This is a genomic window from Inhella crocodyli, assembly GCF_004004565.1.
Taxonomy (GTDB): Bacteria; Pseudomonadota; Gammaproteobacteria; order Burkholderiales; family Burkholderiaceae_C; genus Inhella; species Inhella crocodyli.
This window is the reverse complement of sequence record NZ_SACM01000001.1, coordinates 565,161-579,283: the sequence shown is the minus strand read 5'-3', so window position 1 is coordinate 579,283 and position 14,123 is coordinate 565,161. Positions and strand designations below refer to the sequence as shown.

Sequence of the window (14,123 nt, the reverse complement as noted above, 5' to 3'; positions counted from 1 at the left end):
CGTCGCGCCCCGCGTGCAACTCGTCGCCCCCCCCGACACCATGCCGGCTGTTCATCACAACCGGAGCCGGTCATGGGGCTGCTCAACACCACCACTCTTCGTCAACGTCGCTGGGCCTGGGGCGCGGGCCTGAGCGCCATCGCGCTGGCCGCGGCCGCCACCGCCGTGCTGGCCGGCGGCCAGGGCGACGCCCCCAAGGACGACAAGAAGCCCGCCGAGAAGGTGCTGCGCTTCAACCCCAGCGAGGTGGTGCAGCCGCAGCTGGCCAAGCTGGCCGCGCGGATCGAGTTCTCGGGCCCCCTGGTTGCGCCCAACACCGCCACGGTGCGCGCCAAAGGCGGCGGCACCCTGCTGGCGCTGAACGCCCCGGAAGGCACCCGTGTGCGCGCCGGGCAGGCCATCGGCAGCCTGGACCTGGAAGACCTTCGCCAACGCGTGGCCGAACGCGCCGCGGGCGTCGAAGCCGTTCGTGCCCAAGCGGCCCAGGCCGAGCGCACCCATGCGGCCAACGAAAGCCTGGCCCGCCAGAACTTCATCGCCCCCACGGCGCTGGACACCAGCCGTGCCGCGCTGGACACGCAAAAGGCCCAATTGGCCGCTGCCCAGGCCCAGCTGCAAACCATGCAGGTGACCCTGCGCCAGGCCAGCCTCGTCAGCCCCATCGACGGCTGGGTGGCCAAGCGCCACGCCGTGCCGGGTGAGAAGCTGCAGGCCGAGCAGCCGGTGATCACGGTCGTTGACCTGGGCCACCTGGAGCTGGCCGGCTTGGTGGGCACGCACGAGGTGGCGCGCCTGAAGCCCGGCATGACGGCCCAGGTGCGCATCGAGGGCGTGGCCGAGCCGGTGCCGGCGCGCATCGTGCGCATCAGCCCCGCGGCCGAGCCGGGCACGCGCTCGATCGGCGTGACCCTGAGCCTGGCCAACCCCGGCGAGCTGCTGCGCGCCGGCCAGTACGCCGTGGCCACAGTGACCCTGGACGACCCCGAGCAGCGCCTGACCGTGCCCACCAGCGCTTTGGTGGGCAGCGACGGCCAGCAGCAGGTGTGGCTGATCGAGAAAGGCGAGCTCAAGCGCCGGCTGGTGACCACCGGCCGCCGCGACGCCCAACTGGGTCGCGTGGAAGTGCTCAAGGGCCTGAGCGCCGACGCGCAAGTGCTGGCCGGCCGTTACGACAACCTGCGCGAAGGCGCCAAGGCCCAGGTGGACGCGGGCAAGGCTGCGCCGAAGGCCAACGACAAGGCCGACGACAAGCCCGACACCAAGGTGGCCGCCGCCACGCCCAAGGCGGGGGGCTGAGCCATGTGGATGACCCGCGTTTCCATCAACAACCCGGTCTTCGCCACCATGGTGATGGTGGCCCTGTGCGTGCTGGGCCTGTTCGCCTACCAGCGTCTGGGCGTGGAAGAGATGCCCGAGGTGAGCCTGCCGGGCGCTTGGGTCGACGTGCGCTACCCCGGCGCCTCGCCCGAGGCGGTGGAGCGCGAGGTCGCCAAGCCCATGGAGGAGGTGCTCAACACCATCGCCGGGGTCAAGCGCATCAGCAGCCGCAGCTTTGAAGGCCGCATGCAGCTGAACGTGGAGTTCTCGCTCGACACCAACATGGACCGGGCGATGCAAGACGTGCGCGACCGCCTGACCATGGTGCAAGCCGGCTTCCCCAAGGACGTGAAAACGCCCAACGTGGCCCGCTACCAAGAGGGCAACCAGCCGGTGCTGGTGGGCGCGCTCATCAGCCCGCAGCGCAGCAGCCGCGAGCTGAGCCTGCTGGCCGAGCAAACCCTGGTCAAGCGCATCCAGCGCGTGGGCGGCGTGGCCGTGGTGAACCTGTGGGGCCAAACCGGCCGTGAGGTGCGCATCGACCTCGACCCGCAGCGCCTGCGCGCCTTCGGCCTGACGCCGTCGGAAGTGGCCGCCGCCCTGCGCGAGGCCAATGCCGACCAGCCGGTGGGCCTGCTGAGCGACGCGCACAGCGAAAGCACGCTGCGCGTGGAAGGCCGCATCAAAGACCCGCGCGCCTTTGCCAACGTGGTGGTGGCCCGCCGCAACGGCCTGCCGGTGCTGCTGAGCGACGTGGGCGCGCTGACCGAGCGCGAGCGCGAGGCCGACACCCTGAGCCGCATCAACGGCCAAGAGGCCATCGGCTTCAACGTCTTCAAGCAACAGGACGCCAACGTGGTGAAAACGGGCGAGGGCGTCAAGGAGGCCCTGGCCGACCTGCGCAAGCAGCTGCCCAGCGACGTGGAGATCCGCGAAATCTGGGTCAGCAGCGATTTCGTCAAGGGCTCGCTCGACGGCCTGAAGCACACGCTGATCGAGGGCGCGCTGCTGACCATCGCCATCGTGTTCCTGTTCCTGCACAGCTGGCGCAGCACGGTCATCACGGGGCTGACGCTGCCCATCGCGGTGATCGCCAGCTTCATCGCCGTGTACGCCTTCGGCTTCACGCTGAACTTCATGACCATGATGGCGCTGAGCCTGGTCATTGGCCTGCTGATCGACGACGCCATCGTGGTGCGCGAGAACATCGTGCGGCACTTGGGGATGGGCAAGAGCCACCGCCAAGCGGCCTTCGACGGCACCAACGAGATCGGTCTGGCCGTGCTGGCCACCACCTTCGCCATCTGCGCCGTGTTCGTGCCCATCGCCTTCATGGGCGGGGTCATCGGCAAGTTCTTCTACCCCTTTGGCATCACCGTGGCGGTGGCCGTGCTGGTGAGCCTGTTCGTGTCGTTCACGCTGGACCCGATGCTGTCGGCCGTCTGGCACGACCCGGGCGCGGCGCCCATGCGCCGCTGGCGCGTCATCGGCCCCGTGCTGGGCAAGCTCTTGGACGGCAGCGACCGCGCCATGGCCGCGTTGACCCGGGGCTACGAGCGCACCATCCGCTGGGCCTTCAGCCCGCGCCGCTACCGCGTGTTCGCCTTCCCGCTGCCCATCTACGCCCGTCCCTTCGGGCCGGACAACCGCCGCGACAAGGCCCAAGCCCGCCGCTGGCGCCTGATGACCCTGACGCCGCGCGGTCTGGTGATGTGGGCCGGGGGCCTGAGCTTCGTCGTCGCCATCGGCTTGGCGCCGCTGGTGGGCAGCGAGTTCGTGCCGCAGACCGACCAAGGCTTCACGCAGATGAACCTGCGCATGCCCGCCGGCTCCAGCCTGGCCCGCACCAACGAGAAGGCGCTGCAGGTCGAACAACTGCTGCTGGCCATGCCCGAGGTGAAGACCGTGCAAACCACGGTGGGCGGCAACGGCGAAGGCTTCAGCACCAGCCGCGCTGCGGCCAGCATGAGCATCGCCCTCAAGCCCAAGAACGAGCGCAAGCTCAGCCAGAAGGAGTTCGAGGCCAAGGCCCGCGAAGCCATCGAGCAGGTGGCCGGTGTGGAGCTGTCGGTCGGCTGGGGCAAGCCCATCTACGTGGCCCTGCTGGGCAACGACAGCGAGCAGCTGGCCAAGATCGCCGACGAGTTCGCCGCCAAGCTGCGCAAGATCAAGGGCACCGTCGACGTAGAAACCACCAGCAAGCCCGGCCTGCCGGCCTACGCCGTGCGGGTCAAGGAATCGGCCGCGCGCGAGCTGGGCTTGAACCCGCCGCAACTGGCTGCCGCGCTGCGCACCTTCGTCAACGGCGACGCCGCCACTTACTGGACGGCCCCCGATGGCGCCCAGGTGGAGGTGAGCCTGCGCCTGCCCAAGGACCAGCGCGAGCGCATCGACCAAATGGCCAAGCTGCCCGTGGCCTACGCCAAGGACGGCTCGCCCATCGCGCTGGACCAGGTGGCCACCATCGAGCCGGTGTTCAACCCCGAGGTGATCCGCCGCCAGAACCTGATGCGCCGCGAGGCCGTCATCGCCGGCGTGGACGGGCGCTCGCTGGGCGAGGTCAGCGCCGAGGTGGACAAGCTCATCAAGGAGACGCAGTTGCCCCCGGGCATCAGCTTCGACGTGGGCGGCCAGAGCAAAGAGCAAGCCGAGGCCTTTGCCGGCCTGCTGAGCGCCATGGCCCTGGCGGCGATCTTCATCTACATCGTGCTGGCCAGCCAGTTCGGCAGCTTCTTGCAGCCGATCGCCATCATGGCCAGCCTGCCGCTCGCGCTGATCGGCGTGATGGTGGCATTGCTGGCCTGGGGCAGCACGCTGAACGTGTTCTCCATGATCGGCCTGGTGATGCTGATGGGCCTGGTGACCAAGAACGCCATCTTGCTGGTGGACCGCGCCAACCAGATGCGCAAGGGCGGCATGGCGGTGGCCGAGGCGCTGATCGAGGCCGGCGTGACCCGCATGCGCCCCATCGTGATGACCACGGCGGCCATGGTCTTCGGCATGCTGCCCCTGGCCTTGGCGCTGAACGACGGCGGCGAGATCCAGGCGCCGATGGGCCGGGCCATCATCGGCGGGGTGATCACCTCGACGCTGCTGACCCTGATCGTGGTGCCGGTGCTCTACAGCTACCTGAGCCGCGAGAAGAAGGCCCGACCGGCGCCCGAGAGCCCGGCGATGCCGGTGGGCCTGGGCGCGTTTGCCCACGACAAAGAGTGAGTTTTTGTCACCGCCCTGCTGAGGGGAACTGAGGGGAGGGGGCGCATCGGCCATGGGGTAACGTGCAGGGAGTTGCACCGTTTCCCATGGCCGATTCCCCGCTTCCCGCCGACAAGCCCACCGCCGACGACCACCGCCAGGCCTTGCCCGCGGGCACCCGGTTCGGCGAGCTGGAAATCCTGCGCACGCTGGGCATCGGCGGCTTTGGCATCGTGTACCTGGCGCGCGACCACGCGCTCGAGCGCGAGGTGGCCATCAAGGAGTTCATGCCGGCGCACCTGGCCTGGCGCAGCGCCGACGCCCGCGTCAGCGTGCGGGCCAGCAGCAGCTACAAGACCTTCGAAGCTGGGCGCAAGTCCTTCGTGAACGAGGCGCGGCTCCTGGCGCGTTTCGACCACCGCTCGCTGCTCAAGGTCTACCGCTTTTGGGAAGACAACGGCACGGCCTACATGGCCATGCCTTACCTGCAGGGCCAGACCCTGACCAAGGCCCGCAAGGACATGGGGCACGCGCCTGACGAGGCCTGGATCCTGCAGCGGCTCCTGCCCCTCTTGGACGCCTTGGCCCTGCTGCACAGCGAGGGCGTCTACCACCGGGACATCGCCCCCGACAACATCTGGCTCAGCGCCAGCGACGGGGCGCCCATCCTGCTCGACTTCGGCGCCGCCCGCCGCGAGATGGGCGACCAGACCCAGGGCTTCACGGCCATCCTGAAGCCGAGCTACGCCCCGATCGAGCAGTACGCCGAGAGCAACGCCTTGCGCCAAGGGCCCTGGACGGACCTGTATGCCCTGGGCGCGGTGCTGTACCACCTGCTGATCGGCGAGGCCCCGCCCCCGGCCACCGCGCGCATCGTGGCCGACGAGTGCCAGCCCCTGGCCGAGCGCGACACGCCGGCCTTGAAGGCCTACAGCCCCCAACTGCTCCAGGCCATCGACTGGGCCTTGGCCGTGCGGCCCAAGGAGCGCCCTGCCAACGTCGCCGCGTTCAAGGCGGTGCTGACGGGCGAAGCCCAAGCGCCGGCCCGCGCGCGCTGGACGGCGCCGCCGCCCGAGCGCTTGCACCCCCTGATGAACCTGGCACCGCAGGCCGACCCGCATGCGACCACGGTTCGCCAAAGCCGCACCGAGGCCGAGGGGGCTGCGCCTTCGTCCTCCTCCGGCACCGAGGACCGCACGACGCAGCCCGATGTGCATAACGCCGAGGCCATCGAGGCCCCGGACCGCGCCCGCTTGGCCATGACCTTGGCCGTGGCCGAGCCCGTGGCCGCCCGCGGCACGGCGGCCGCCTCTGATTCGGCCTCGCGCCCGCGCTGGCAGCCCGCTTTGCTGGGCGCCGGCGCGGTGCTGATCGGTGCGGGCTTGTTGGTCGCGTTGGCCCGCGTGCTGGGCGGCCCCGGAGTGGGCAAAGAGACCGCTCTGGCGGCCAGCGCGCCGGCCTCCTCGGCGCCAGCGCTGGCGGCGTCGAGCTCGGCGGTGGCCGCGTCCGTGCCGGCAGCGATGGGGTCATCGGCGCCGGCAATTGCCATGGGCCCCACGCCGACGGCCCTGCCCAACGCAGCGACCGGTGTCCCGGCCGCCCGCCCGCTGCCGGGCCCTGGGCCGGCAGCGAGCAAGCCGGTGCTGGCACCCAAGCCCACCGAAGCGAAGCCCATCGCGCCGAAGCCGCAGCCCGCGGCGGTGGCCACCGCACCGCCGATCGTGTCGCCGGCGGCGCCCGCCGAGTCGCCCGCCAGCGCGGCGGGCATGGAGGACCCGCAGGCTGCCTGCGCCGACCGAAGCAATTTCTTGGCCCGGGAGTTCTGCGTCGCCCGACGTTGCGAGCGCCCGCAGTTCGAGAAGCACCCGGTGTGCGTGCACCTGCAGGAAGTCCGGGAACAGCGCCGCAGCCTGCGCAACTGACGCGGGCGCGGCGCCCGAGCCTCACTCGAAGTCGACCTTGACCTTCTCCACGGTGTACTTGCCTGCGCTGTAGTAGCCCTTGCTGCTGGCGTCGCGGGTGAAGCGGACCTTCAGCGTCGGCGCGCTCGTGGGGTACTGCGGGCCGCTGCTGTAGGTCGGGCGCGGTGCGCTGCCCACGTTGTAGGCGCTGCTTTGGTCGACCACGCGGGTCAGGCTCTTGCTGGTTTCGAAGGGACCGAAGACGTCGGCCGAGTCGTAGTACCCGCTGTAGTAGCGGGTGCCGATCAAGGCCTTGCTGCTGCTGACGGCGCGGGTGCTGGTGTTGTAGCTGTCGCCGCTGCTGAGCAAGCTCACGCGCAGGTTGCTGACCTTGTAGCTGCTGGCCGTCACGCGGGTGGCGGCGTTGGCGTCCACCACCGTCAGCGTGCCGCCGCCGTACACCCGGGCGGTGTTCGCCGTGGTGTCGACCAGCACGCCGGTGTTTTCGTCCACGCCCAGCCCCTGCTTGATGCCCAGGTGCTGCATGGCCGCGGCCAGGCGGCCCAAGCGACCGGAGCGGGCGTCGAAGTGGGTGTCGCTGAGCAGGGTGGTGGGCAGGAAGCCCAGGCCCTTCATGGTGCCGCCGTTGTCGTAGTAGCGCAGCGCCGCGGTGCCTTCGCGCGTGTCGCCGAAGGTGGCGAAACTCGCGATCGGCGTGGGGCTGGGCAGGTTGGCGTTGAAGTGCAGGTAGCCGTAGCTGATGCCGACCCCGTGCATGGTGGCATTCAGCACGTGGTTGCCGGCCGAATCGCCCGCCACCACCACGCTGCCGGCGCCCCCGTTCCAGCGAGCGCGCAAGGCCGCGGCCACCGGGGTGTCGCTGCCGTCGTCTTTGAACAGGCTGCGCGCGATCTTGGCCTGGTCGCCGCCGGTGAAGAAGACCACGTCGGCTTGGTTGACCAGCGCCACGTTGGCGCTGCTGTAGGCGGCGCTGCTGTAGTTGTCGATGTGCAGGTTCAGGTGCTTGGGCGAGAAGCCGTGCGTTTGGAACAGGTTGTAGTAGCCGCGCTTGCTGACCGTGCCGTTGGTGTTCAGCAGATCGTTCTGAAACGCGTCCACGCCCACGGCACTGCTTGCGCTGGCGGAGGTGACGACCAGGATGCGCGGGCAGCGGGTGGTGGCCCAGTCGGTGCTGCAGTTGCTCACGCTGTTGAGGTTGGGCGTGGTGGCGCTATCGATGCCCGTGGCCTTGCGCAGGCCGTTGACGAAGAGGTCGGTGTTGGTGTCGCTGTAGCCCCCGCCCGACAAGAACAACTTGCCGGCGTGGGCGGGGAAGGCGGTGGCGAGGGAGGCGGTCAGGGCCAGCAAAGCAAAGCGCATGGTGAGCGGGGAGGAAGTGGAGGGGTGCCGGCTCACCGGGACCGCGAGAGTCGGCCTGTGCAGGTTAGTGACGGCCTCGTGACGCCTCCAGGCCCCGCCTTGCGGCCAGGCGACATGGGTTTGCAAGTCTGTGTTGTTGGCAGGGCGGTCTGCGGGCAAATCCCGACGGGGTTTGCCAGTACAAACCGGGGCATGGCCACGCACCTCATCTTTGTTTACGGCACCTTGCAACAGGGCCACCGCAACGCCCACATCAACCAAGGTCGCACCCTGCCGGGGCGCTACCGCACCGTGGAACGCTGGCCGCTGTGGGTGATCGGACCGAGCTTCCTGCCCTGGCTGAGCCACACCCCCGGCGAGGGCCACGCGGTGCTGGGCGAGCTGGTGGAGGTGGACGACGCCGCGTTGGCGCGCATGGACGACTTGGAGCAGTTGGACCGCCCCGATTGGTACCGCCGTGCGCCCATCGTCGTGCGGCACCAGGACGGGGGCGAGGCGGTCGAGGCCCAGGCTTACTTCGGGGCGCCGGTGCGTGTGACCATGGAGACGGTGCACGCCGGGCCCCTGGAGGCCTACACGCTGGACGTGGCCGCCCGTTTCGCGGCCGAGCCGGGGGCCATGGCCGACGCCGCCAGCGACCGAGCGCGCTTGGGCTGATCGGCGCGGGCGCTCAAGCGCCGTCGGGCAGGGCCTGGGAGCGCAGCAAGAGCACGTCGAGCCAGGATCGCCCCTGGGCTTCGTCAACCTGGAGCTGCACGTCTCCGCGCTGGGCCTGGGCCAGGCGCCGTGCCGCGTAACAGCCCACGGCCCCGGGGCCGCTGGCGCCGGCCTCGTCACCCACGAGGCTGACGAACTTGGCGAAGAAGCGCGCGCGGAAGGGGGCAGGCACCACCGCGGCCATCTCGATGCGGATGCGGTAGCCGTCGGGGCCGTCGTCGCGTGGGGTCAGCGTCAAACCCAGGGTGCTGCCGGCGGGCGCCAGGCGGCAGGCCTGGTCCACCAGTTGATGGAACAGGCTGTGGCACAGCAAGGCGTCGCCTTGCGCCAACAGCGAGCCCGCCCCACGCAGGGGCCCCGGCAGTTGCAGGTCCCACCGAAGTTCTTTGTGCGCGTGGGCCTCCTGCAGCAGGCGCTGCACGCGCTCCAGCACCTTGCGCAGCGGCACCGCCCGGGCGCGCAACTGGAAGTGCCCGTGTTCGATGCGCAGCAGTTCGCTGGACAGGTGCAGGGCGTCCACCGCCTCCAGCACGTGGGCCTCGATGCCCAGCAAGCGCTCGCGGTGCTCGGGGAGGAGGCCGTCTTCGGCCAACAGCGGCTCGATCGCCGCCAAGGCGTGGGCCAGCGGGCCACGCAGGTCGGTGGCCACCACCTGCTCCAACTCGTCCTGCAAGGCCGCCTGCTGCTGCAGGTGCTCGGCCTCGGCCTGCAGGTGCCGCAGGTGGGCCGCGTGCTGCGCGAAGTTGCGCACCCGCAGGCGCAGCAGGGCGGCGTCCACGGGTTTGCGAATGAAGTCCACGGCGCCCAACTCCAGTGCCTTTTGGTGGAGTTCTTGCTCCTCCAGGGCGCTGACCATGACGATGGGGATGCCGCTGCTCGCCGGGTGCTGGCGCAGGCGCCGCGCGACCTCGAAGCCGTCCATGCCGGGCAGCACCACGTCCAGCAGCACCAGGTCGGGGGGCGTGTCCAACTGGCACAGGGCCAAGGCCCGCTCGCCACTGGTGGCCAGCTTCAGGCGGCAGTCGGCCTTCAGCATGTCGATCATCAGGTGCAGGGTGTCGGGCTGGTCGTCGACGACGAGCACCAAGGGCTTGAGCGGCTCCGGCGGCGGTGCCGCGTCGGCCAGGGCGCGCCGGCGCCCGGCGCCCAAGGCCAAGCGGACCCGGTCGGCCAGGGCGGCCGCGTGGAAGGGCTTGACCACCACGGCCTGCGCACCGGCGTCCAAGGCCGTGCGCAAGCCCCGCGGGTCGCCATCCGAGGTCATCATGACGAAGGGCAGGGCCCGCGTGGCCGGGCTGCGTCGCAGGGCCTGCAGCAGTCCCAGGCCGTCCAACTCGGGCATGTGCCAGTCGCTGAGCACCAGGTCCACCGGCTCGCGTTCGACCACGCCCAAGGCCTCGCGGCCGTCGGCGGCTTGCACGATGTGCCCGACCCCCAGTTGCTGGAGCAAGGCCGCGGCCACCCCGCGCAAGGCCTCGCTGTCGTCCACGACCAGCACGCGGAGTTCGCGCCAGGCGGCGATCGGGACGTCGGCAAAGGTCTGCGGCATGCGTCGCACTGTAGTCAGGCCCCGGCGGGGGACAAGGCTCGCAATCCCGCTGGCGCTGGTGGCCCACCGTTGGCTCCCGCCGGCCGCCGCCGGTCGCACGGCCCTGGTGGGCCTCGGCTCGCCTCGGCAGCATGCGCAGCCATTCGCCACCCCCCTTGTAGGAGCCCCTGATGACCGCACGAACTTTCCCCCGCACGACCGCGACCCTCGCCTTGGCCCTCGCACTGGGCGCCCTGGGCGTGTCCAGCGCCCAGGCCGCTCGGCTGGAGCTGACCGTGCAGGGCCTGCAGCAGGCGCAGGGCCAGCTCATGCTGGCCGTGTACGACCAGCCCGCGCTCTGGCTGCGGGGCAAGCCGCTGACCGCGGCCCGCATCGCCGTGTCGGCCACGGGTGCGGTGACGCACGTTTTCGAGGACCTGCCCGAGGACGCAGAGATCGCGGTCAGCGCCTTCCACGACACCAATGGCAACGGCCGCCTGGACAGCAACGCGATGGGCATGCCCGTGGAGCCCTACGGCTTCAGCCAGGACGCCGTCGGCCAGTTCGGTCCGCCCAAGTTCGAGGCGGCGCGCCTGAAGCTGATCGGCACCGTCAAGGCCACGCTGACCCTGAACTGAGCGCCGAGCGCTTCCGGAGAGACCCCATGCTGCAACGACGCACCCTGCTGGGCCAGGCTGGCGCGACCCTCACCACGGCCCTCCTGGCCACCGGCCACAGCTGGGCGGCCCCGAGCCCGGCGCGCGCGGAGGGCCTGAACCCCTCGCCGTTCGGGGAGCACCCGCTGCTGCAGCCCCTGCGCGGCTGGAGCGACGGGCAGGACCGGCTGGCCGAGGGCCTTCGCGTGCAAGGCCGCTGGCCGCGCGAACTGCGAGGCACGCTGTACCGCAACGGCCCGGGCCTGCTGGGCCGGGGCGGGCTGCGCTACCGCCATTGGTTCGATGGCGACGGCCTGGTCCAGGCCTGGCAGTTGGGGCCCGAGGCCCTGCGCCACACCGCCCGGTTCGTGCAAACGCGCAAGTTCAGCGCCGAGCAAGAGGCCGGCGAGTTCTTGGTGCCCGCCTTCGGCACCCTCGTGCCGGCGCGTCGGCCGGTGCGGGGCAGCGACGACATGAACACCGCCAACACCAGCGTCACCGTGCAGGGCGGTCGCCTGTACGCGCTGTGGGAAGGGGGATCGGCCCACGAACTGGACCCCCAGACCCTGCGCACCCTGGGCCCGAAGACCTGGGCGCCTGAGCTGCGCGGCATGCCCTTCAGCGCCCACCCCAAGCGCGAGGCCGACGGCACGCTGTGGAACTTCGGAACCTTCTTGGGCCGTTTGGCGCTCTACCAGATCGACGCCCAAGGCCGGCTGCTGCGCAGCCGCGTGCTGTCGCTGCCCACCGCGGCGATGGTGCACGACTTCGTGGTGACGCAGCGTCACCTCGTGTTCCTGCTGCCCCCCTTGGGCTTGGACCTGGAGGCGGCGCGTGCGGGGGCCTCGATGGTCAGTGCGATGCGCTGGCGCGCCGACGAAGCGATGCGGGTGGTGGTCATCGACAAGGCGACGCTCGAGTTGCAGCACACCCTTGAAGCGCCGGCGGGCTTGGTCTTTCACTTCGGCAACGCCTGGGACGACGGGCAGGGCACGATCCGCCTGGACTACGTGCAAAGCGACATGGACGAGTTCTTGTCGGGTCGGTTCAACGCGGTGTTGGAAGGCGCGATGGCCGCGCACGGCGCGCCCAGCCAGGCCCGCTTCATGACCTTGGACCTGCGCCAGGGGCGGGTTTCGATCGCGGCGCGCAGCGAGTCCACAGAGTTCCCGCAGGTCGACCCGCGCGTGGTGGCCCAGCGTTACCGCTACGTGTACGCCCCGACCCAGCGCGGGCTCGCGGACCGCTGGGGCTTCAATGCTGTGCAGCGCCTGGACCTGGAGCGCGGCCACACCGAGGTGTTCGACTTCGGGCCCGACACCGTGGTGGAGGAGCACCTGTTGGTGCCCAAGCCCGGCAGCCGCCGCGAGGGCGAAGGCTGGTTGTTGGGCACGGGCTTCGACGCCCGGCGTCAGCGCAGCTTCGCCGCCGTGTTCGACGCCGAAGCCCTGTCGGCCGGGCCGCTGGCCACCGTGTGGCTGCCGTACTGGGTCCCCTTGGGATTCCACGGCCACTTCCAGCGCTCGGCCTGAGCGGCCCGCGCGCGGGCCGCTCTCAGTGGGGCAGGGCGAGGGCGGCCACGCGATTGCGGCCCTCGCGCTTGGCGGCGTAGAGCCGCGTGTCGGCGGCCTGGAGCAGGGCCTCCAAGCTGGGCAGGGGCGCGTCGGCATCGCGGCAAGCCACGCCCACGCTGATGGTCACCCGGCCCATGGGCGAGCCCGGGTGGGGCAGGGCGCGCGCCTCCACCGTCGCCCGCAATTGCTCGGACAGCGCCACGGCGCCTTCGAGCGGGGTGTCGGGCAGCAACAGCACGAACTCTTCGCCCCCGTAGCGGGCGAGCAGGTCGCCGGCGCGGCGCGCGCCGGACGCCAGCGCATCGCCCAGGGCTTGCAAGCAGTCGTCGCCTGCTTGGTGGCCCAGGTGGTCGTTGTAGGCCTTGAACCAGTCCACGTCCACGAGCGCCAGGGACAAAGGGGCGCGACGGCGCTGGGTTCGGTCCCACTCGATGCGACTGAGCTCGTCGAAGCGCCGCCGGTTGGCGACCCCGGTGAGGCCGTCGACGTAGACCCACTGGCGCAGCAGGTCGGACTGGCGTTTGAGCAGGATCTGCGTTCGGGCACGGGCGCGCACGATGCGCGCGTTGATGGGCTTGCTGATGAAGTCCACCGCCCCGGCGTCCAGGCCCTTGGCCTCGCTTTCTTCGTCCCGGTTGCCGGTCACGAAGATGACGGGGATGTGGGCCGTCAGCGGGTTGGCCTTGAGCTGGGCACAGACCTGGTAGCCGTCCAAGTCGGGCATGACGACGTCCAGCAGCACCAGGTCGGGCAAGTGCGCGCTGGCCAGTTGCAGGGCCTGCACGCCCGACGTGGCCGCAAAGACCTGGCAGTCGGCCTGAAACACCTGGTGCAGGGCCTGCAGATTGACGGCCTGGTCGTCCACCAGCAGCACCTTCGGCCGCTCTTGGCCGCCGCCCAACACGGCCAGGTGCGCGCCCGCCTCGCCCCACCACGCGCTCACGATTCAAGCTCCAGCGCGCGAGCGCGAACAAGGGCGAATGGCCGGCGCCCATAGGCCGCATTGTTTCGGGGTTCTGGCCCTTCGCGCTTCATCTTGCTGCCAGTGTGCCCGATGGTGCCCCGGGGATGCGCGCTTCGGTCGGCTCAGGGAAACCCGGACAATGGCGCCATGGACCAAACCGAACTCAAGCGCCTGGTGGCGCAGGCCGCCCTGGCCTATGTGGAACCCGGCTCCGTGCTGGGCGTGGGCACGGGATCGACCGTGGACCTGTTCATCGACGCCTTGGCCGCCAGCGGCATCGCCCTGGCGGGCGCGGTCAGCTCCAGCGAGCGCAGCAGCCAGCGTTTGGCGGCCGCCGGCATCGCGGTGCTGGACGCAAGCAGCGTTGAGCGCCTGGGTGTGTACGTGGACGGGGCCGACGAGATCGACCCCCAAGGGAACATGGTGAAGGGCGGCGGCGCCGCGCTGACCCGCGAAAAGATCGTCGCCGACTTGGCCGAGCGTTTCGTGTGCATCGCCGACGAGAGCAAGTGCGTCGACGTGCTGGGCGCCTTCCCGCTGCCCGTCGAAATCATCCCGATGGCGGCAGCGCAGCTGTCCCGGCGCTTCGCGGCGCTGGGCGGCACGGCCCAGGTGCGCCAAGGGTGCGTGACCGACAACGGCCAGCACATCCTGGACGTGCGCGGCCTGCGCATCACCGACCCCCTGGCCTTCGAGGCCGAGGTGAGCCAGTGGCCCGGCGTGGTCACGGTGGGCGTGTTCGCCCGGCATCGCGCGCGCGTGGCCCTGATCGGCACGCCCCAGGGGGTGCGCACCCGACTGCACGACTGAGGTCGGCGGCGTCGGGGCAAAAAAAAGACCGAGGCCTCGGCCTCGGTCCTGGGATTCAAGACGGGGCTTGCGCCCCGCCCG

General features: G+C 70.7%; 10 protein-coding genes. 7 read left to right on the top strand and 3 right to left on the bottom strand.

Annotation, left to right across the window (positions count from 1 at the left end):
* Nucleotides 1-72: 72 nt before the first annotated feature.
* From EOD73_RS02675 to EOD73_RS02665, 3 genes are all read left to right on the top strand, one after another.
* The gene (locus tag EOD73_RS02675) at nt 73-1,296 is read left to right on the top strand and encodes an efflux RND transporter periplasmic adaptor subunit (RefSeq protein ID WP_127680615.1); all 1,224 of its coding nucleotides are present in this window, start codon (nt 73-75) and stop codon (nt 1,294-1,296) included.
* 9 nt (nt 1,297-1,305) lie between these two features.
* A complete protein-coding gene (locus EOD73_RS02670; protein WP_240660567.1) occupies nt 1,306-4,533 on the top strand; it encodes an efflux RND transporter permease subunit in 3,228 nt (1,075 codons plus the stop codon).
* Nucleotides 4,534-4,619: 86 nt separating this feature from the next.
* Nucleotides 4,620-6,434 (top strand): serine/threonine protein kinase, encoded by a 1,815-nt coding sequence (locus EOD73_RS02665; protein ID WP_127680611.1) that lies wholly within the window; start codon nt 4,620-4,622, stop codon nt 6,432-6,434.
* Between the two features lie 21 nt (nt 6,435-6,455).
* On the opposite strand, the gene EOD73_RS02660 is transcribed toward EOD73_RS02665, so the two are convergent.
* A complete protein-coding gene (locus tag EOD73_RS02660; RefSeq protein ID WP_127680609.1) occupies nt 6,456-7,793 on the bottom strand; it encodes a cyanophycinase in 1,338 nt (445 codons plus the stop codon).
* Nucleotides 7,794-7,985: 192 nt separating this feature from the next.
* On the opposite strand from EOD73_RS02660, the gene EOD73_RS02655 reads away from it, so the two are divergent.
* Complete coding sequence (locus tag EOD73_RS02655; protein WP_164845926.1) at nt 7,986-8,450, top strand: gamma-glutamylcyclotransferase family protein; 465 nt, start codon at nt 7,986-7,988, stop codon at nt 8,448-8,450.
* Nucleotides 8,451-8,463: 13 nt separating this feature from the next.
* On the opposite strand, the gene EOD73_RS17630 is transcribed toward EOD73_RS02655, so the two are convergent.
* Nucleotides 8,464-10,059, bottom strand: a complete 1,596-nt coding sequence (locus tag EOD73_RS17630) for an ATP-binding response regulator (RefSeq protein ID WP_127680605.1) — start codon at nt 10,057-10,059, stop codon at nt 8,464-8,466.
* A gap of 170 nt (nt 10,060-10,229) precedes the next feature.
* Between EOD73_RS17630 and EOD73_RS02645 the strand changes: the two genes are divergently transcribed.
* On the top strand, nt 10,230-10,676 hold the full coding sequence (locus tag EOD73_RS02645; protein WP_127680603.1) for a DUF2141 domain-containing protein: 447 nt from the start codon (nt 10,230-10,232) through the stop codon (nt 10,674-10,676).
* Between the two features lie 26 nt (nt 10,677-10,702).
* A complete protein-coding gene (locus tag EOD73_RS02640) occupies nt 10,703-12,226 on the top strand; it encodes a carotenoid oxygenase family protein (protein WP_127680601.1) in 1,524 nt (507 codons plus the stop codon).
* Nucleotides 12,227-12,248: 22 nt separating this feature from the next.
* Here EOD73_RS02640 and EOD73_RS02635 read toward each other — a convergent pair whose 3' ends face one another.
* Complete coding sequence (locus EOD73_RS02635) at nt 12,249-13,211, bottom strand: diguanylate cyclase (protein ID WP_240660566.1); 963 nt, start codon at nt 13,209-13,211, stop codon at nt 12,249-12,251.
* Nucleotides 13,212-13,379: 168 nt separating this feature from the next.
* Between EOD73_RS02635 and rpiA the strand changes: the two genes are divergently transcribed.
* Nucleotides 13,380-14,042 carry a ribose-5-phosphate isomerase RpiA gene (gene rpiA / locus EOD73_RS02630; RefSeq protein ID WP_127680599.1) on the top strand — a complete coding sequence of 221 codons (663 nt, stop codon included), beginning with the start codon at nt 13,380-13,382 and terminating at the stop codon, nt 14,040-14,042.
* Nucleotides 14,043-14,123 lie beyond the last annotated feature (81 nt).